The sequence below is a fragment of the Chitinophaga polysaccharea genome, from assembly GCF_007829335.1.
GTDB classification, from domain to species: Bacteria; Bacteroidota; Bacteroidia; order Chitinophagales; family Chitinophagaceae; genus Chitinophaga; species Chitinophaga polysaccharea_B.
Window position 1 is genome coordinate 869,977 of the sequence record NZ_VIWO01000002.1, and the last position, 20,119, is coordinate 890,095.

Below are 20,119 nucleotides of genomic sequence, written 5' to 3' on the forward strand. Positions count from 1 at the left end.
TAAAAAGTTAAAAAAACTACAATGAAGATCATATTTAAGATAGCCAAAAATGAGTTTCGTTTCCTGTTCTACTCTCCCATAGCATGGTTTGTAATGATCGTGTTCCTGGTGCAATGCGCTATCTTCTATACGCCTGCTATATTTGGCATCGCCAACTGGCAGGAGGTGATGATAAAACTTACACCGAAATTCGAGGGATTTGGCAATTCGCTGACCGCCAGCGTATTTCTCAAAAGCGGTATATTCCTGAATGTTGTGCGCAACCTGTACTTGTTTGTCCCGATACTAACGATGGGGCTTATCAGCCGGGAAGTTAACACCGGCGCTATTGCCTTACTCTACTCCTCTCCTGTCCGCCTGCGTAATATTATATTGGGGAAGTACCTGGGCATTATGCTATACAACCTGCTACTGGTAGGAATTGTAGCGCTATTTATGGTATCCGGTTTTTTCAGCATCCGACATGCCGATTACGGGATATTTTTTTCTGCCGCCCTGGGGTTTTACCTGCTGGTATGCGCTTACTCCGCCATCGGCTTACTGATGTCGAGCCTGAGCGCCTACCAGGTGGTATCCGCCATTTGTACGTTTGCCATTATCTTCACCCTTAGCTATATTGGCAGCCTGTGGCAACGATACGATCTAGTGAGAGATCTTACCTATTTCCTGTCTCTCCAAAACCGAACCGGGAAAATGTTGACGGGTCTTATTACCACTAAAGATGTCATCTACTTCATGGTGATCACCGGCATGTTTGTTTGCTTTACCTGGCTGAAATTGCAGAACGACCGCCGCACCAGTCCCTGGTATGTTAAAACGGGCAGGTACCTGGTAGTAATGGCAGCGGCGCTGCTGATAGGTTATATCAGTTCCAGGCCGTCGCTGACAGGCTACTGGGATGTTACAGCCACCGACATCAATACCATTCACCCACGCACACAACGGGCCCTCCAACAGCTGGGCGACAGCACGCTGGAAGTAACGCTCTATGCCAATTTACTAGGCGCGGGTATTGACCGGGGCATGCCCGAAATGCGCAATGAAGATTACCTGGCCAGTTTATGGGAGCGTTACCTGCGCTTCAGACCGGATATCCGCTTCCGGTATGTTTACTATTATGATAATGATTCCATCGTCGACAATCGCTCGCTGTACCAGCAATACCCGGGTAAAACCCTGAAAGAAATTGCTGCAGAAAATGCAGACGCGCGCGATATCAGCATCACCGCATTCAAGACGCCCGAAGAAATGCGCCAGCAGATAGATCTGCGGCCCGAGGGCTACCGGCTGGTGATGCAACTGAAATACAAGGGCAAAAGCGTTTTTCTCCGCACCTTCGATGACCCCATATTCTGGCCGGATGAAACCAATGTAAATGCAGCCTTACAAAAGTTACTGCAGCCCGCCTTACCCAAAGTAACAGCAGTAACGGGCGACCTGGAGCGCAGTGTTTATAAAATAGGCGAGCGCGAATACGCCTTTCATTCCGCCTACAAAGGAGGCAGGGGAACACTGGTGAATACCGGCTTTGAAGTAGACACCGTGAACCTGGCCACCAGTAATATCCCTGTAGATGTAACTACTTTACTGCTGGCAGATCCTAAAACAGCACTCTCTCCGGAGGTATCAGATAAGCTGAAGACTTATATCAGCAACGGAGGCAATATGTTCATCATGAGCGAACCCGGCAAACAGGCATTATTACGTCCGCTGCTTTCCCAGGCAGGCGTACAGCTATCGGAAGGACAACTGGTACGCCCTACTTATAATGAAACCCCGGATAAAGTGATCAGCTACCTGCTGCCGGCCTGCCGTCACTTATCGGAAGGATTGGATTCCATGATGGGGCAGGATCCTGACGACACGCTGAAAGTGCTGATGCCGGGAACCACCACCTTATCTGCCGACAGCAGCAGTGTCTTTACCATAACGCCGCTGGTCAGCACTTTACCAGGCCAAACCTGGCTCAAAGCCGGCGCCCTGGTAACCGATTCCACGCTTCCTCCGTTCAACTACCAGGAAGGCGACCGGAAAAGCAGCACTTATGCTACTGTCCTGCAATTGTCGCGGCAGGTACACGGCAAAGAGCAACGGATCATTGTTTGCGGGGATGCTGATTTTGCGAGCAACGTAAGGCTGGCAACAAATGTCGTCCTGGTGATGCCGGCCTATAGCTGGCTGGCCTATAACCGCTCTCCCATATACACGCCACGGCCGCACCCTAAAGACGATATCATGGCCATTGGCACTTCCGGCGCGGAGGCACAGCAAATCGCTTACCTGTGGGTGCTTCCCGGCCTGTTGCTGCTGAGCAGCACAATTTTATTAATCCGTAGAAAAAGGAAATAAGATGATCACCTACTTACAAACAGATGAACAAACCATAGAAGACCTGGGGTTGTTCGGGAAACGCGACAAAGGCGGGATCTACGACATCTACAACCAACTGCATACCCGCGGCGGAGAAGCATTGCTGGAAGAGATATTCCGTTCCCCGCTATCCGACCAGGGGGCTATCAACCAGCGCAGCAGCATCATCCGGCAGTTTGCCAACCTGGGCCTCGCGTTTCCTTATGATGCAGCGCTTTTCGACATGGCGGAAAAATATCTCTCCAATCATCCCCGGCCGGGACAACACATCCAGGAACAATTGTTGGGTGAAAAAGAGATCCAAAACGGCGTCATGGCTGTCATCTCCCTGATCCACCTCACCAAAACCTTTATGGAAAAACAGGAGGTAGCGGCTATAGCCGGCTATGCGCCGGAGAGAGCAGCGATCAATGCCTTACTGGCGGAACCTGCCCTGGCGCCAGCACTCAAAGAAATACCCGGGAAAGGGCATAAACTACCCTATGCAGCCATCACTGCGTATGATGCACTCTTCCGGGTCAGTGAAAACGATAAGATCATCCGGCTGCTACGCCACATTTATATGCTGGATGTATATCTTTCCATTGCCCGCACCGCTGCAGAACGGAAATTCGTATTCCCGGCAGCGTTAGAGAAAGGTACTTGTACCCTAAAGGTAAAGGGCGTATATCATCCCTCGCTGAAAGCGCCGGTGGGCAACGATATAGAGATGTACACCCAACGCAACATCATCTTCCTTACAGGCGCCAACATGGCCGGCAAATCCACCTTCCTGCGGTCCTTAAGTACAGCGCTATACCTGGCTCACATGGGGTTTCCTGTGGCAGCCACGTCGATGGAATTTTCCGTCATGGACGGACTGTACACCACGATCAATCTCCCGGATAACCTGGGCATTGGCGCCAGCCACTTTTACGCAGAAGTACTGCGGGTAAAGAAAATAGCCAGGGAACTGAGCGCGGGCAAATTACTATTTGTGCTGTTCGACGAATTGTTCCGCGGCACGAATGTGAAAGATGCCCAGGAGGCCACCATCGCTATTATAAAAGGCTTTGCCAAAAAAACACGCAGCCTTTTCCTCGTTTCTTCGCATATCGTAGAAGCGGGAGAAGCACTCAGACCAGACGCGTCTATCGGCTTCTTTTTTCTTCCCACCCGCATGGAAGGCCATACGCCTGCCTATACGTATACGCTGGAAGAAGGTATTACCGACGACAGGCATGGGATGATTATCATTCGCAATGAAGGCATACTCGACATCCTGCAAAAGGGAAAGCAACAAACTGACAACCACCGAAATAATTATGAGCTTCAGCACAGACAAACAGACCTTGGATGAACTGAATCTGCTGGGAAAGTTCCGGCAGGATTCTGTATACCACCTGTTTAACCAGGTAAAAACGAGAGGAGGCGGGCATTTACTGGACCAGATGTTTCGCCAGCCCCTCACAGCCGCTGCTGCTATCAATGCCCGCAGCCAGGTATTCCGCTTCTTCCAGGAGGCCAACCGGTCATTTACATTTGATGTTCAGCAACTACAGCTGATGCAGGAATACCTCGATGTGCAGGTAGCGGGCAACCCCGTACTGGTACTGGCAGGCACTATCATCAAAAAATGGCTGGCCGTGCTCACCCGCGATGAACGCTACAAAAAAAAGGTGCAGGGCTTACAGGCCACGATCATCACCCTGGTGCATTGCTATAACTTTGTCAACTCCTTCCCTGCCGGCGCCAGTCCCTTTGCCACACGCCTGGCCAACATCAGGAGCCTCTTATCTGACAAACGACTGGAACGTTTGCGGGAGATAGACATTTATACCGCACTTCCACTGAGCACCCTCGCTTATTTTGAGCATCTGCTCAAGGGGAAACTATACAGTGAAACGCAAACTATCCTGACGTTTATTTATGAAGTAGATGTAAACATAGCCGTCAGCAACGTGGCCCGTAGTAAAGGTTTTAACTATGCCACTGCCCTCGATGCAGATAAGAATATTTTGTCTGCCGCCGGCTTACGCCATCCCTGCATTGACAAGGCTATTGGCAACCACCTGTTGCTAAATGAGCAAACCAACCTGCTATTTCTCACCGGCGCCAATATGGCTGGTAAGTCGACCCTGATGAAAGCGGTGGGAATCGGGCTGTACATGGCGCATATGGGATTTCCGGTAGCAGCCAGTGATATGGAATTTTCCGTCAGAGAAGGACTGTATTCTTCCATCAATGTGGCTGATAATATCGGGCTCGGTTACAGCCATTTCTATGCGGAAGTAGTACGCGTGAAACAGGCTGCGGAAGCAGCTGCCGGCGGCAAAAAGCTATTACTACTATTCGACGAGCTGTTTAAAGGTACCAATGTAAAAGACGCCTATGACGGAACCTTGGCGGTTACGCAAGGCTTCGCGGACTACGACAACTGTCTTTTTATCATCTCCACCCATATTATTGAAGTAGGCGAAGCCTTGCAGCAACGCGCCAATATCTATTTTGCCTATATGCCCACCGTGATGGACGGCAAGCGCCCCACCTATCCCTACGTGCTAAAAGAAGGTATCACGTCGGACCGGCAGGGTATGATGATCATACGTAACGAAGGCATCCTCGAATTACTCGACCAACCCAGTTAATTATGAAAACAAACCAATTAATACTGCTCTGCGCTTTTGCTCTATTGTTGCACACCAGCGCCCGTGGGCAGGCGGCAGCAACCCATAACAGGTACATCGACTACCAGCAATTCTTTAGCCATCTCCATTTAGACACCCTTTCCGGCAAAGCAACTGTTTCATTGAAAATATTGCACGACAGCGCCGCCCTGTTGGCGGATGAAGCGGCGCCTAAAGGAGAGGAAATAAAAACACTTCGTGCCAGCAGAAAATCCCTGGACGGCGCCTCTATTTATGCATTGCGAAAACAAAGTGTATTCATTATCGGTAAACTGTCGAAAGCCCAGCCATCAGGCACTACAAATTTCGACCTGATAGGCACCGCCTTTGCCATCAGCGCCAATGGCGTTTGCGTTACGAATTACCATGTACTGAAAGATATCCTGCAAAAACCAACCATAGCAAACAATAACGACAGCCTTTATTTTATCATCAACACCGACGGACAGGTACATTTTATTGACAACATACTGGCTTACTCTCAAAACAATGATATAGCCGTGTTTCATATAAATACTAGAGGCATGTCCCTGGTTCCGCTGCCACTGGGAAGGCCCGCCGAAGTAGGCGACCCTGTATACTGCCTCTCCCATCCCTTAGGATTTTTCTACTACTTCAGTAATGGCATGGTAGCCAGGAATGTAACCATCGACAAACAGGCCGCAGCGGCAGGCTATAATCCGCTTGGCAGACCTCCCATTCGTATGGAAATTACCACAGATTATGCTATCGGCTCCAGCGGCGGCCCGATATTGGATCAATGTGGTAACCTGGTAGGCATTGTTTCGTCTACTGCACCTATCTCCACAGATCAGGGGAAAGGCGCTATCATGGCAGGCGTGCATCAACAGATGGTGGTAAAAGATACGGCACCGGTAGCGGCGCTGCTGGAGTTGCTGGGGAGATGAGCAATGATCTTAGCTATAAAATGTCAGTCGCCAAACCGAAGTTTCTCTTCGGCGTGGCGACTGACAACATATATTTTGCGGATGGTTTTAGAAGAAGAATCTTACTCCTAACTGCACTTGGTAGGGGTCTCCACCCGGATTAGCAATTCCGCTGGTATTAACAGAATAGTTATATGAGCGGATGTCTTTGCTGAATGCCGAAGCACGGTATAACGAAGTATTACCGAAGTTATGGCTGGCGCCCCATTTCTTATTGAGCATATTGGCGAAGTTGAAAACGTCGACAGAAAGCTCAAAGCCGCTCTTTTTAGACACTTTGAGTGTTTTAGCCAGTCTTAAATCGAATGTACCATAGAAGCTATTAACACCTCCATTTCTCTCTGCTATCTTACCTTCCGATTTCTCAATATATTTTTTGAAGCTGCCGCCTGCGCCTGAACTCAACAGTTTATTCAAACCGTCTCTAACGCCAGCTGGTGTTGAAGGATCATTCGGATTAAATACATAAGCCAGGTCATTGGTACCGCTTACAAAATCCTGGTTGCTGTTTACACCAGACAACAGGCTGTAACGGGTGCCACCGATACCGGAGAAGCGCACGCTGAACACAAATCCCGCAACGGTAGGTGATGTACCATAGAATACTACCTTATGACGGAATTGCGCATCAGAGTAACTCATCTTACTCAGGTTACGCGGATCATCTGCCACCGGCAAACTTAAAGTAGCGGTATTGGCAACGTTACCGTTGTAGGAGGTATTATCTTTGGAATCGTTCCAGGTATAGCTGGCGGTGATGTTACCATCTTTATAATAACGATAGTTGACATCATATACAAAAGTATAGGTATTGTTTTTACCCATGCTGGTTAATTCCAGTACCCTGCCGAACGCATTGCTGATTCTACCATCCAGGTAGTTACCACTGCCACCACTGGTATTCATCTTATCTAAAGGAATATATACTCCCCTGTTGGCTTCGTTAGGCATCGTGAAATACGGGGTTTCCACCATATTCCTATCTATATAGAAGTAGTTATTACGGCCGTAGGTGAGGTAAGCGGAAACACCCATTCTAAGGCGGCTGGTGATATATTTTGTATAGTTGATATTAGCTTTGTAAACGATGGGTATTTTAGCGTCGGGGCCTGTGTAATTGATGAGTGGCAACTGGTATTGTGCAAAGGTTGGTACGGTAGAAAGGTCTTTACGGAATGCCGCGAAATCAGGGGAAGGTATAGCTACAGAACTGGCGTTCAGGTTAGCTGTTCCGAAATGTCTGCCATCAAATGTGAGGTTGTTGATGAGCATATAGTTATTAATATCGGAGCTAAATATACCCGCACCCACTTTGATATAATCTGTATGCTTCTGGTTCACATCCCATGTCAGCTGGATTCTTGGCTGCGGTACAAAAGACTTAATGCGGTTATTGGTACTTACGCCCAGCGCCTTATACAGATCCTCGTTGAATGGCGCTTCAGGATAACTAGCCATATCGAAACGCAAACCGGCCGTAAGGCCTACTCCTTTACCCAGGTCGGTTTGCAACTGACCGTAGATACCGCCATTGAAAATGCTGGAAGTTACGCTTGGATCGGCCACCAACGGCACTTCCCGATAGAATGCATAAGGCGTATTGTTACGGAAAGCATCCAGGCCTCTGTACACATAGCGGCCATTTACTTCGCTACCATACAGCGATTTAGCGTGTGTATACATGAGGTCGATACCGAAGGTATAGTTAACTTTTTGGGTATTGTAATACAGGTTGTCGGTCAGCTGGAAAACGTTGTTGGTAAATCCTTCCTGACCAAAGCGGTGCCCGCCGATCTGGATGTTGGTAGACTTAGTAGATCCATCAGATAATACAGAAGTGACGTTTTCTACGATTGCTCTTGGCAATGCGCCCGGCAGCTCGTCATTTTGCCGGCTGGCTTGCCAGGTATATAAATGTTGCGCCTTTAATTCGTTCGTAATTTTAGGGCTGATAGTAGACCTCAGTGTCAGCAACAGGCTGTTATCTTTGTTAAAGTCGTTACCGGTTGACTCATACAGGTCGATGGCCGTATTATCAATCAAACCCAGCTTGTTGATATCATTGGTATAGTTGTCCCTGATGGTCAACAGGTTTCTATCATTAATCTGCCAGTCCAGGCGCAGGAAGCCGGCGTCAGACTTACGTGTTTTCCCAAAAGAGCCATATTGTGCATGATTGGAAACACCATACTTTGTTCTGGCAATATCCACAAATGTATCCAGTACATTCCTGGTAATATTATACACCAGTTGATCGGAATTAGATTGTACATCGGCAATTACCAGGGAACGGTTGTCTGTTTGATGGTCCCATGCAAAGAAGTAGTGCAATTTATCTTTGATGATGGGTCCGCCGATAGAACCGCCAAACTGGTAAGTGGAATAGTCGTTATTCCTTTTGTTACCACGAATATCATAAGGGCTGGATAACCAGTTGGCGCGACCATAGCCGAATACGGAACCCGATACCGTGTTGGTACCGGATTTGGTAACAGCGCTCACGGTACCGCCACCGGATCTGCCGAGCGTAACATCATACTGGTTGGTGACCACTTTAAACTCACGCACTGCCTCAATAGAGATCGAATAAGGAGCGCCGCTCCTGGAGGTAGTAGGACCGGCAGACGTAGGATTCTTTGCCGTCATACCATCGATGGTATAGTTGGTACCAGATCCCAGCTGGCCGCTAATACTGTTACCATTACCGGTAAGCGGCGACAATGCTGCCAGGTTGGCGAAGTTTCTTCCGTTGACCGGCAACCTGTTCATATCCGTGGGGGTAATGGTAGTAGCCGCACCCGCATTTACAATCGCTTTCCTGTTGGACGTAGATACGATGGTAACCGCTTCCAGGTTGGAAACAGCTTGTTCAAGGTCAAAGTTCACCTGGAGTACATCTCCCTGGTTAAGGCTATAATCCTGTTTTTTCTGCGCACCAAAGCCCACTGCTGATACCGTGATTGTGTACGGACCACCGAGCGGCAATTGCTTAAAAGTGTAATGGCCTTTGTTATTTGACTGGGTCCTGTTGGTAAAACCAGTCGACTCATTTCTCACAGTAACAGATGCGCCAGGAATCAGGGTGCCATCCTTGGCTTTGACCTGGCCATTCAAATCAGCCAGCGTAGATTGGGCAAATACAAAGGAAGACGTTAGCAAGCCTAACGTAATAAAGAACAGACAGAGTGATCGCTTCATCGATTTAGATGGTTTAAAATTCAGTCCGCGAAATTATCTACATGATGTTTAGTGCGTATTAACACGATGTTAATAAAATATTATATTTGGTTTTCATATAGGCGTGACAGATAAGATAGGTTTAGATAAAGATAATATTTTAAATCTTTATTTCTTAATTTCATGTAGGGGATCAGACCCGCTCAAAAATATCCGATCCTGTAACGAACGCTTCCCATAGCCCGGCCGGCTTCTTTGTTCCATCCGCATCCAACTTTTTGTTAGCAATCACGTGCCACATGGTTTCCATCCGCCCGTCGCGTAATACACCCGTCCAGGACGCAATCTTTTGCCCTACTCCCTTACCCACAGCTGAAAAAGAGATCAGGTCATTCATGCAAACGCTGATGACGATACTCTCCTTAACGCTGGGATCCACTGCGGTATATCTAAATTGGGAAAAATTGAAGTGGCGATTGGCTGGGCTAGTGGCAGTCTTTAGCGGTATGGACGGGCAGACATCTGTATCAGGGTTACTAACAGGGAGATAATAACAACCGCGATAATATCTGCGCTATATTTGGTGTGCTTTTAAACTAAGGTCCATGCTCACAGCACGATTTGTGACAGCGCCTATTGAGACGTAATCGACACCAGTACGGGCATAGGAGATAATGTTATCGAGATTGATACCACCCGACGCCTCGGTCTCGTACTTACCGCCAATTAGCTCAATTGCTTCTTCCAATAGTTCCGGCGAGCAGTTATCGAGCATTATGCGGTGTACATTGCCCACAGCAAGCACACGGCGCACATCATCTAGGTTACGGGTCTCGATCTCTATTTTCAGATTGAGCTCGTTGACCTCAAGATACTTGTTGGTTTTCTGTATGGCCTGCTCTATGCCACCACAAAAATCGATATGGTTGTCCTTCAGCATAATCATATCGTACAAGCCCATGCGAAGGTTGTAACCACCACCAATGCGCACTGCCTGCTTCTCGTATTCGCGGAACAGCGGCGTGGTTTTGCGGGTATCGAGTATTTTGGTTTTGTAGCCTTTTATTTTATCAGCGTACTTATTGGTAAGCGTTGCGATGCCACTCATACGTTGCATGCAGTTAAGCACCAGTCTTTCTGCTTTTAATATGGTATGCACGCTGGCTTCAACGGTAAACGCGATTTCGCCATTATTTACAGCATCGCCATCTTTTTTATAGATGGTGAATTTTGCATCTTCTTCCAGATGATGGAAAATATCCTGCGCCACCTGCATACCTGCCAGTATACCTTTTTCTTTTATTTTGAGTATCGCCTTGCCTTTAGCATCGGCTGGTATGGATGCCAGTGTAGAGTAATCGCCGCTCCCCACGTCTTCGAGAAATGCTGCGGCAATGAATTCCTGTGTTGTCATACGCTCTGTATTTTCGGACGCAAAATTAAGTAAATAACCCAAGTTCCCAGTTAAAGAATAAAAAAGAGCATTGTAAATATTGATAGTTTTGAGTTACCACACAAAAAACTGCCGTACAATGCTCAGTGAGGAAAAAATTATATCAATTTTCTGTATCATTGATGACATGCTAAAGGCATGTGGTCATAATAGGAAGTGCTGTACGGTCATATTTAGAATACTATTCAATATGGATGGATAACCTCGCATACTTGCCGTCGTTCTTTTTGTACAAAAGAGTTTCTGGCTGGAACTCCCGTTGAACTAACCATGAAAATAAGTGGCCATAAGAACTTACAGGACTTCTATCGATATATAAGAATTAGTCCAGAAGAAGCAGGAAGAAAAATTAGGGAAATATGGCTTAATAAAATAGACCTCGTCTTATACTATTCAGTACAGCCGGTCCTATTACTTGTCTGTTACCCGTTGATTTATTGCTAAAACTTCACCATGAAATATATCCCATACATCATATTGACATGCCCGGTTTCTATATTTTAGTGCTACCCAAAAACGATAGTAAGCTAATAGTTGGTTAGTGTTAAAAGTATAATTTTTTTTTATTACTTTTGACAGAATTTAAATTTTAGAAAACTCTATGAAACCAACAGTTTTACCTCGAAATTTAAAATGGCTCAATGCTGTCATATTGATCATCATGGCTATCGTTACCCTGGATGCCAGTAGTTTTTGGACTGCTTGGGAGGGGAATCCGGCATTTCCTGGTTATGGTTGGAACAGGTTCAGCTATTTTACGCTCCAGAGCAATTTTATAGCCACAGCTACTTATTTGATTGCTGCGGCTGCAATTCTACAAAAAAAAGAACTTGGTGAATGGTTCAAATATCTCCGTGGTGGCGCAGTACTTTACATGATGGTAACCGGTATCGTGTTTGCGGTGTTGCTTCGAAACACACCATTGGATCCTGGTCATTTTAGTTGGGGAGATTTTATCTTACATGAATTTGGTCCAATTTTTATTACTGTTTGGTGGTTATTATGGCCTTCTCGAAAACCTATTACTGCTGCTAAAGCTTTTTATCTATTGATATTCCCACTTTTATGGGTTATTTATACTTTTATTCGTGCTTCGATTACCGGTTGGTATCCTTATCCGTTTCTTGATCCCGCTACTGCAGGGGGCGCATCAGGTGTTACGACCTATGTATGTGGCTTAACAGTGTTTTTTATAATGTTGTCTCAATTGCTCGCCTGGATTAGCCGTGCACGGGAAAATAACAATACACTTTATTAAAATAACGTGAGCTCTGGCCTAGGAGGCTATCGGGATTAAGAGAAAGCAATAAATATAATTCTTGAATAAGGAAACCAAGTACCAATATCCGCCTTCAAAATACCCCATCAATTGTTATATTACGTATTGCTCGTTATCACAAAAGATTCTGCCGCAATTTAGAATTGGTCTCAACTTCTACGGCAGGAAGAATAAACCAGCCTGTTTAGCTTGTACGGCGCGCACCGGTATTCCAAACTGGTACATTGGGTCATGGCATATTTTCACGACAACTCCGGAGACGGTAACAATAGTTTGTTTAAATTACTGAAATTTATAATTGTCCTGATCTCGTTGACATCGTACTAGTAAAACATGGCACTAAGTAAAAAAAAGCAGGCTATTCCATTCCACAGTTTAGAGGTGCAGCAAACGTTGAATGTGCATCTGCGACAGCTGGAGGGCCCGGGACTGGGTAAAACAGTGATCGAGTCTGCCCATCGTGATGATTATTATATTTTATTGTTTCAGCAGGAAGGAGTAAGTCGTTTAATGGTAGATTTCAGGGAAGTTATCTTAACAGGCCCCTGTATTTATTATATTCTTCCGGGACAGGTACATCACTATAAGTCTATTCAGGAGGTATCCGGATGGCTGCTGGGTACAGATCCACTTTCAATAGACCCTGCTTACCGGCAGGTGTTTGAGGAAGCTTTGAGTGAGCCGCAGCCCGCCATGCCGTCGTTGCAGATACAACAGCAATTGCATCATTGCTTCAAGGCCATGCGTCATTTGCTGCAGCACCCGGCAACTATATTCAATGATACTGTTTTATCTCACCTTATTTCCGTCTGCGCAGGAATATTTGCCGGTATCTTTTTAGCGGCAAAGGAACGCCTTCAGATATCTAAAGACCGACCCGCTATAGTTACCCATCAATTCCGCCACCTGGTAAGCAGTAATTATGGGCAGGAGAAAAGCCCGGCTGCATATGCCACGCTGCTTAACTTGTCATTGCCCTACCTGAATGAATGCGTAAAAGGGACTACAGGAAAACCGGTGAGCTATTGGATCCGGCAGGCCGTGATGTTAGAGGCTAAGCGCCTTTTAGCCTACAGTACTTTTAGTATTAAAGAGATTGCCTACAAGCTGGGCTATGATGATCATACGTATTTTTCCCGCCTGTTTATAAAGGAAATGAATATAACCCCTGCCCGTTTCCGCAAAAGTTACCACGGATAATCCAATTTTTCCTACGTTCATACCCTGTTTCTGCCGGAACTAATCCTGTTATTTTGTATTATTCAAAAATGATAAAAAATGGAAAGCAACAAAGCATTAATTAAGGAAAGTTTCAAGGCAGTAGTGGAAAACCTCGCTTATAATGAAGCTGCGGTGGAAAAATATTTCAGCAAGAGATATGTGCAAAAGGTAGACGGAAAAGAACTGGATTACCAGGGCTTTTGTCAACATATGAAAGTACAAAAGCAGGCGTTGAAATATCTATCTACCGATTTTATCACCATTGTAGAAGAGGGAGGGATCGTATTTACTAATCACATTGTTAATATGGAAACCAAAGAAGGCCGTTCAGCAAGCATCCAGGTGATCGCGGAATTTCATGTGGAGGAAGGTAAAATAATTTACTGTAATGAACTGACACATCTCAGGAGCGGTGATGAGCAAGATCGTGATCTGGGTTCGCGGCATTGATATGGCTGGTCCAATGTAGCAGAGCTTATAAAAACAAAATCACCCTCATGAATAACGGATATTTTAAGTGATTTCGCAAGGTTCGCATGAAGGTAATTATTTCTCAAATGATAACCAGTTGAAGGTATTTTTTGAACTTTTCATCACATTATAGCGTAAATTATAGAGCAAAAAAAGAAGACACCGCCCCTGGTGTGGGTCTTCTTTTTTTCCAGTGATCCCCTTGTATTACGTTTAAGAGCGTTGCAAGCCCCGCAACAGTTTTAATAACTACCTTACTTTTCATTATGTCTGTTTTGGAATTGTTTAAAGAAATAGATGACAAGTAGAAATTGGGCATAGCCATACACGGTGTCCTCTACAGGTATCGTGAGCAGCCTTACATTAAGGATTTCTTCAGGATTATAATTGACAATGGGGGAGTTAATCCCGGTTCCCGTAAGAATGCCATTGACAATAAAAAAACCGGGCATCAAAATAAAATAGACAAGCGAAGCAGATCCTATCCATTCTTTCCTGGCAATAAAATGGAGATAGGTCAATGTAAGGTAAGGGTTGTCGCCATTGCTGTAACAAGTGTATAAAGCCTTGTATGACAAAGCAAGGCTGTAAGGCCACATAGAACAACCGTTGCGAAAACAATAATAGTATTGAACCCATTGAAACGGGAGAGGTCATAAAAGGTATTAAGGCAGTAGAAGGTAAATACACAGGAAAATGGTATACAAAGAAAATTTACCACAGACATGAAAGATGTTTATGCGGCACCGACCAGACAGGCTGCTATGGCTGCTCTTGACGTGCTGGATGCTAAGTGGAGCACAAAGTATGCATACGCTATCAGAAGCTGGCGTAAAAACTGGGAGGAACGTTGTTACTGTCGTACCAGATCAATCCAGCTTTAGAAAGAAAAAGAATAAGTTACATAGGGGAACAATCTGATAGGAGACGAAATATTGATTTCGGGCTTATCATTTATTAAGGTCACATCAACATAAAATGGTACGGGTCTGCAGAAAAGATTGTTGATGCCGAATTGCAACGTTCCTGTTTTCCCGGATTTATACACTTTCATATAGGCAGCGTTGAAATTAAGGCTATAATTATCCGATAACCGGTGGTTATTAGGTTCTATGACCGTGTAGGTACTGCCCTGTCCCGGGGCACCGGCTGTTTTCATGGGCAGGGAAACCAGTCGGCCAGTGCTGAAGCTGCCGCTGAAAGATAATGTCCACTGTTTATCCAGCTTTTTAGAAAGCAGTAGATTGGCGATATGGGTAATGTCGTTCGGAGACCGGAAAGGCCTGCCATTATAGATAGAATCAAACTGCATGCTCGCACGCCCCAATGTATATGCACACTGAATGTCCAGGCTTTTCCATTGCTTATCCAGTTCCAGTTCCAGCCCCTGGCTATTGCCTGTGCCAGAGCACAGCCTGCCGAATTTCACCACGCCGTCAAACAACGGCTGGTACATGAGGATATCAGCGAACTTCTTCCCGTAGAACTGGGCCGAAAATTTCCCCTGTCTGAAGCGGCGGATGAAGCCCAGTTCGAATATCATTGAACGCTCGGGTGGTAAATTTGCAGTGCTGGGCGCCCTGAACTCAGAGGGAAGGGAGGCGATGCTGGAGGTGATCTGGTGGTAGAATTGTGTCATGACCGCATAGGAAGCGAATAACTCGTGTCGTTTATCTATCCTATAGGTAAGGGTATTGCGCGGCTGAAACGAGTGGTAGGTTTTTCCAGGAGCAATAAATGCGGTATAATTTAGCCCGGCCTTCAGCCTGATGTTATGGGAAATGCTAATATCGTTATCGGTATATATTTTCAGTTGCTGCGCCTGCAGATATTGTTCGGGATAAGTCAGTCCCTCATCTTCCCTTTCCGCTTTTCCCCTGTAACCGGTAAAATTGATCTTAATGCCGGCAGATGAAGAAAACTCGTTGGACCAGGAGTAATGGAAATTGCTTTCAACCCCGATGTCGGTAATGTTGTTGTACTGCTTGGTACCACTTTGCAGTTTATCCTGCCATTGGTTTTTAAAGTTACTGACGACCACTATACTGTTTTGAAACAGTCTGGGGTTGATCACTTTGTTCCACCGGAAAGAAAGTGATCGATTGCCCCATCGTAAAGTAGGGATAGTTATTTCACTGAACACGCCCAGCCGCAACATGTCGCTGCCGGCATATCCAGCCAGGTAGATACGGTTTGTTGAATCGATCCGGTAGTTGAGTTTGATATTAGCATCATAGAGATAATAGGTAAGTTCGTTACAATCCCGGCAAACAAACCTGATAAGGCCGTCAATCCAGCTGCGCCGGAAACTGCCCATGAAGGAGATTTTATCTTTGACTACCGGCCCTTCCAGCATGACGGATGTATTGATGAAACCGACATTGGCGGTACCGTGATAGGCTTCCATATTTCCGTCTTTCGTTTTGATATCTATAACAGACGATAGCCTTCCTTCATAACGTGCGGGAAACGCGCCTTTGAAAAAATCAATGCGCTTGATAGCGTCATTGTTAAAAATAGACAACCAGCCTGTAAAGTGGTAGGGATTGTAAATAGGGGCGCCGTCGAGCAATACGAGGTTTTGGTCAGTTGTACCCGCTCTGACGTTTAATCCTCCGCTGCTATATACACCTGCACCAAGACCTGCCATTCTCAACGGATCGGGTTCGCCCAGAGGGAAGGGCGCCTGTTTGGTTTTATGGGTATTTAGCAGACTGCGTTCTTTGGGAACCGGTTCATTATCGGACGTTACATCTACCACCTTCAGTTCCTGTGTTAGGCCGGGCAATTTGAAATGGCGGGTTGCAGGCCTGCTGATGCCGATGGTATCTATAACCGGGAGATGGCCGATATAGCTGATCCGGATAATATGGTTACCTGGAGGGAGCTGCAGGGTATAAAATCCATAGTCGTTGGTGCTGATCGCCAACTGGGCGTCCTGAACGTAAACAGACGCACCGGGTAGCACCTCTCCTGTATTGCCGCTATAAACGAAGCCGCTAAGTGTGAGTAGCGCGACCGGCTTTCGGTTCGGTTTATAAAGAATGACTTTGCCGGGCACCTCCATCATTTCCAGGCCATCGCCTGCCAGTAGCAGCAGTAGTACCTCTCGTAAAGGATAAGTGCCTTTAGTCAGCCTGATGGTCCGGTTCAAATCAAGCTGTGCATGGTTATAAGATAAGGTTACCCCTTGTGCGGCCAGGTGTGAAAAATGAACGGAAAGACTGGCCGATTCGATCTCGATTTTAACCGGCTGCTGCAGCGGGAGGCAGCTATACTGCGCCAGAAGGCCGCTGTTGCCCAACAAGATGCAGGAGAACAGGAGTAGTAATTGCCGTAATACCTGTTTATTTGCATTCAAGGCCCTCAATCGTAATCTCTTTGTTTTTTATGCTGTAATGGAACCCAGTCAGGATGCTAAGTTCTTTTAATACGCCATCCAGGTTAGTGTGTTCAAATCGTGAAGTAATTTTACAGGAATCCGCAGTACGGGGCGCACTTATTGTTACGCCATAACATTTTTCGATATCGGAGAATGCTTTTGAAAGCGGAGTGCCGTTGAATACAAGGGTTTGCGTTTTCCAAGAAAGGAGGTTTACATCGGTTTCAGGAAATGGCAGAAGAACGCCGTTCTCATACCTGGCCGTCTGGTTTGGTGTTAAGACAACTGCTCTTTCCCCATCTTGCCCCCTGACGGCTACTTTGCCCGTAATTACACTGACGGATGGGCTGTTGCCGGCCTTTACAAGGAACGAGGTGCCTAGTACGCTGACTTCCAACTTTTCGGTGGATACTATGAACGGTTTTGCTGCACCCGGTACTACTTCGAAAAATACTTCCCCGGTTGCACTGACCTTGCGGCTTCCCAGGAAATAGCGGTTGTAGGTGATGCTGGCGTTTCTGTTCAGTGTAACGGAAGATCCGTCCGGTAAAACGATGTGCCGCACTTCGGCCATTTGCGCATGTTCGGTGACCGGTGAGGTAATGTACTGCCACAAGCCGATGGCTATACATGCTACTGCTGCTGCGACACCAATTGCCAGCCTGTATTTCCTGTAAAACGGCACCTCTCTGCCGGAGGTGCGTGATGCGAGCAACTGCTCCGCTTTTTGCCACGCAAGCTGCGTATCAAACACTTGTGGTACCTGGGCAGAAGATTCTGCCCAAAGTATCCGAAGCGACAGGTAAGTTTCCGGATGCTCCGTCATCCATTTTTTGAGAATGGCCTCTTCCTCGCCGTTTGTTTCACCAGCAAAATGGCGGGCCAATAGTGTATCCATATATTCTTCGCCTGTTGACATCTTGCTTTTAATTTAAAACGCTATTTCGCTTAATACTCCTATGTCTATACCATGAAACCTTACATAATAGATAAGTGCCAGCAGGAAAACCGGATTTTCCGCCGCAAACTTGCGCATGTGTTTGATGGCCTTTCCCATCTGGTTCTCTACCGTTTTTACCGATATGTCCAGTTTGTCCGCAATCTGTTTGTAAGAGAGATTTTCCAATCTGCTTAGTTTAAAAATTTCCAGACATTTCGGAGGAAGCCCTTCAAATGCCCGTTCGACCAGTTTCCCGGCGCAATGTTGCGGATAGTTCCCGTCATATGGATCATCGTCTGCTGCAAATGGGGCCAGTTCATCGATATCCTGCAAATGCATACGCTTTCGCAACATGGAAATGCACTTGTTCCTGGTGGCTGTATACAGGTAGTATTTTAAGGCGTGATCTCCCAGCTTATCCTTTTTTAGTTCCCAAAATCGGATTAATACATCCTGCACTGCATCCTCACACTCATTTCGGTCGCCCAGAAATTTAAATGCATAGTTGCACAACTGCTGATAGTTTTCCAGAAACAATGTTTTGAAAATTTCTTGTGCCTCGGTCATTTATGATAATCTACTGATTGCTTGAGATGTTGTGAAGATAAGGAAATCTTTACGGGATAATTTTTTTTATGCCGTAGGGGTATTTGTTTTTAGTGCGTGTTAGTGGCAAGAATGGCGGTAAGCGCAACATTGACAGCATACGTTTACAAATAAATCATATGAATATGAAAAAAGCATCAGTTTTTGCAAGTTTAGTTCTTGTTTTTTCGGTAGCGGCACATGCACAGCAAGCCGGTCGTCATGAAGTACGAATTGGTTACAGCGATGGTTTCACGCTGGCAAATGATGAAATACTGCCGCGAATGATGACCAATATCTTTGTTGCTGTTCTGACAGGTACAAAAACCACGGTAAATACCCGCACTTTCGGTGTAATCGAAACAGGGTACAGGTTTCAGCTGACCAAGCACATTAAGCTGGGAGCCGACGTTGCTTACCAGCTTGCCAGAACAGAAATAAAAACACAGGAGTCTGCAGATATTGAAAAGTACAAAACGAATTATTTCATCATATTGCCTACCATCCAGTTTTCTTACATTAAAACAAACCTTCTGGATTTTTACGGGTCGGCAGCAACAGGCGCCTATATGAGTTCTTCGCAGCGGATATCCGCAGAAAAGTCTGCTCAGCGTAGCAAATTTGATTTCGCTTACCAGGTAAACCCGGTTGGGTTGCGCGTCGGCAGGAAGCTTGGGGGCTTTGTTGAATTGGGTTTTGGAACAAAAGGGTTTGCGACAGCTGGTATTAGTTACAAGTTCTAAAGTCTGGTTTAATTCGGATGTCAACCGGTCTCCCGTATCGTCTGATATGGGAACCGGTATTAGCGGCAACAACAACCAAAAGCAAATAACATCAAAGCGCATTACTTCAATACTCGTTTATCATCTGGCGCGCGTTTCGGGGAGAGGTCACACAAGTCTCACCAGTTGCAAAAATTGGTCGAGATTAAAGGGGAACACCATGGGGTTATAGCTTTTCCAATTTGCACATTTCCTTTCATGCACTTACTGTTTTAGGCGACAAACATACGCCTGCAGTCAGGTTGAAAAGAGCTAAGCTACTTAAGTCAGGCTAAAACATGTAAATTATATACAAAGTGTATCAAAGCCAAACTCTCACCCCTTAATTTATCAATACAAGCAACACAAATTCTGCATAACCAAAGAATAACAAAATGCTGAATGTATCCTATGCTTAATTCGTTACTTTCGGATAAGTCTAAAACATTTAATAATATGGTTATGAAACTAAGAATTACCTGCATTAAGAAAGATGGCGGAAATCACGAAAATGAATACGTTTCAATTTCTTCATTCACAGTTTATGAAGAACTCAATAAGAATACAACTACTATAACAAGAGAAAATCTGTACGAATGGGTTAAAAATGGTGGATATGCCCAATATCCTGATGTGTTAACTCATGTATTTTTAAATCAATTAACACAAAGCACTTGAGTATATAATTATAAAAAACGAGATCTATGTAAAACACTTTCGTATCCGTTTTAATACGGTACTGACGCCCATTGTTATATAGAGACGAGGTTTCTTGAGGTCCCCCCATTTGTCGGGTCAGTGTGAGATAGAGAAAGCCGGGCTATTGATGTCCCCCCATTTGTCGGGTCAGTGTGAGATAGAGAAAGC

At 45.7% G+C, this 20,119-nt stretch carries 17 protein-coding genes; 9 read left to right on the forward strand and 8 right to left on the reverse strand.

Annotation, left to right across the window (positions count from 1 at the left end; genetic code table 11):
• Window positions 1–21 precede the first annotated feature (21 nt).
• From FHW36_RS11600 to FHW36_RS11615, 4 genes are read left to right on the forward strand one after another with little or no spacing between them, the layout of a single operon-like run.
• Complete coding sequence (locus FHW36_RS11600; protein WP_145667604.1) at window positions 22–2,349, forward strand: Gldg family protein; 2,328 nt, start codon at window positions 22–24, stop codon at window positions 2,347–2,349.
• Window position 2,350: 1 nt separating this feature from the next.
• Window positions 2,351–3,709 carry a MutS-related protein gene (locus FHW36_RS11605; RefSeq protein WP_145667607.1) on the forward strand — a complete coding sequence of 453 codons (1,359 nt, stop codon included), beginning with the start codon at window positions 2,351–2,353 and terminating at the stop codon, window positions 3,707–3,709.
• Entirely contained in the window at window positions 3,675–4,997 is a 1,323-nt protein-coding gene (locus FHW36_RS11610) for a MutS-related protein (protein WP_145667610.1), read from the forward strand. The genes FHW36_RS11605 and FHW36_RS11610 overlap by 35 nt, the downstream gene beginning before the upstream one ends.
• A gap of 2 nt (window positions 4,998–4,999) precedes the next feature.
• On the forward strand, window positions 5,000–5,944 hold the full coding sequence (locus tag FHW36_RS11615; RefSeq protein ID WP_145667612.1) for a S1 family peptidase: 945 nt from the start codon (window positions 5,000–5,002) through the stop codon (window positions 5,942–5,944).
• An 87-nt stretch (window positions 5,945–6,031) separates the two neighbouring features.
• Here FHW36_RS11615 and FHW36_RS11620 read toward each other — a convergent pair whose 3' ends face one another.
• The 3 genes from FHW36_RS11620 to nadC form a co-directional block, all read right to left on the reverse strand.
• Window positions 6,032–9,181 carry a TonB-dependent receptor gene (locus FHW36_RS11620; RefSeq protein WP_145667615.1) on the reverse strand — a complete coding sequence of 1,050 codons (3,150 nt, stop codon included), beginning with the start codon at window positions 9,179–9,181 and terminating at the stop codon, window positions 6,032–6,034.
• Between the two features lie 172 nt (window positions 9,182–9,353).
• On the reverse strand, window positions 9,354–9,599 hold the full coding sequence (locus FHW36_RS11625) for a hypothetical protein (RefSeq protein ID WP_145667618.1): 246 nt from the start codon (window positions 9,597–9,599) through the stop codon (window positions 9,354–9,356).
• A gap of 135 nt (window positions 9,600–9,734) precedes the next feature.
• Entirely contained in the window at window positions 9,735–10,574 is an 840-nt protein-coding gene (gene nadC / locus FHW36_RS11630; protein WP_145667630.1) for a carboxylating nicotinate-nucleotide diphosphorylase, read from the reverse strand.
• 640 nt (window positions 10,575–11,214) lie between these two features.
• On the opposite strand from nadC, the gene FHW36_RS11640 reads away from it, so the two are divergent.
• The 3 genes from FHW36_RS11640 to FHW36_RS11650 all read left to right on the forward strand — a co-directional run bounded on the left by FHW36_RS11640 (window position 11,215) and on the right by FHW36_RS11650 (window position 13,563).
• Complete coding sequence (locus tag FHW36_RS11640; protein ID WP_145667643.1) at window positions 11,215–11,871, forward strand: Pr6Pr family membrane protein; 657 nt, start codon at window positions 11,215–11,217, stop codon at window positions 11,869–11,871.
• 354 nt (window positions 11,872–12,225) lie between these two features.
• On the forward strand, window positions 12,226–13,092 hold the full coding sequence (locus FHW36_RS30845; RefSeq protein WP_145667650.1) for a helix-turn-helix domain-containing protein: 867 nt from the start codon (window positions 12,226–12,228) through the stop codon (window positions 13,090–13,092).
• 78 nt (window positions 13,093–13,170) lie between these two features.
• Window positions 13,171–13,563 (forward strand): nuclear transport factor 2 family protein, encoded by a 393-nt coding sequence (locus tag FHW36_RS11650; protein ID WP_145667657.1) that lies wholly within the window; start codon window positions 13,171–13,173, stop codon window positions 13,561–13,563.
• Between the two features lie 275 nt (window positions 13,564–13,838).
• Here FHW36_RS11650 and FHW36_RS31045 read toward each other — a convergent pair whose 3' ends face one another.
• From FHW36_RS31045 to FHW36_RS11665, 4 genes are all read right to left on the reverse strand, one after another.
• Window positions 13,839–14,183 carry a lycopene cyclase domain-containing protein gene (locus FHW36_RS31045; protein ID WP_394349215.1) on the reverse strand — a complete coding sequence of 115 codons (345 nt, stop codon included), beginning with the start codon at window positions 14,181–14,183 and terminating at the stop codon, window positions 13,839–13,841.
• 281 nt (window positions 14,184–14,464) lie between these two features.
• A complete protein-coding gene (locus FHW36_RS11655) occupies window positions 14,465–16,945 on the reverse strand; it encodes a TonB-dependent receptor (RefSeq protein ID WP_145667665.1) in 2,481 nt (826 codons plus the stop codon).
• Window positions 16,932–17,885: a FecR family protein gene (locus FHW36_RS11660; RefSeq protein WP_145667674.1), complete on the reverse strand. Its 954-nt coding sequence runs from the start codon at window positions 17,883–17,885 to the stop codon at window positions 16,932–16,934. Before FHW36_RS11660 ends, FHW36_RS11655 begins: the two co-directional genes overlap by 14 nt.
• Before the next feature lie 12 nt (window positions 17,886–17,897).
• Window positions 17,898–18,473, reverse strand: coding sequence for an RNA polymerase sigma-70 factor (locus FHW36_RS11665; RefSeq protein WP_145667682.1), 576 nt, complete (start codon window positions 18,471–18,473; stop codon window positions 17,898–17,900).
• Between the two features lie 164 nt (window positions 18,474–18,637).
• Here FHW36_RS11665 and FHW36_RS11670 point away from each other — a divergent pair, with 164 nt between their 5' ends.
• Together FHW36_RS11670 and FHW36_RS30485 are read left to right on the forward strand one after the other, a co-directional pair.
• A complete protein-coding gene (locus tag FHW36_RS11670) occupies window positions 18,638–19,234 on the forward strand; it encodes a hypothetical protein (RefSeq protein ID WP_145667690.1) in 597 nt (198 codons plus the stop codon).
• 480 nt (window positions 19,235–19,714) lie between these two features.
• Window positions 19,715–19,930 (forward strand): hypothetical protein, encoded by a 216-nt coding sequence (locus FHW36_RS30485; protein ID WP_186452399.1) that lies wholly within the window; start codon window positions 19,715–19,717, stop codon window positions 19,928–19,930.
• Here FHW36_RS30485 and FHW36_RS11675 read toward each other — a convergent pair.
• On the reverse strand, window positions 19,854–20,039 hold the full coding sequence (locus tag FHW36_RS11675; RefSeq protein WP_145667698.1) for a PDDEXK nuclease domain-containing protein: 186 nt from the start codon (window positions 20,037–20,039) through the stop codon (window positions 19,854–19,856). The two genes, FHW36_RS30485 and FHW36_RS11675, sit on opposite strands and share 77 nt — an antisense overlap.
• Between the last annotated feature and the right edge of the window lie 80 nt (window positions 20,040–20,119).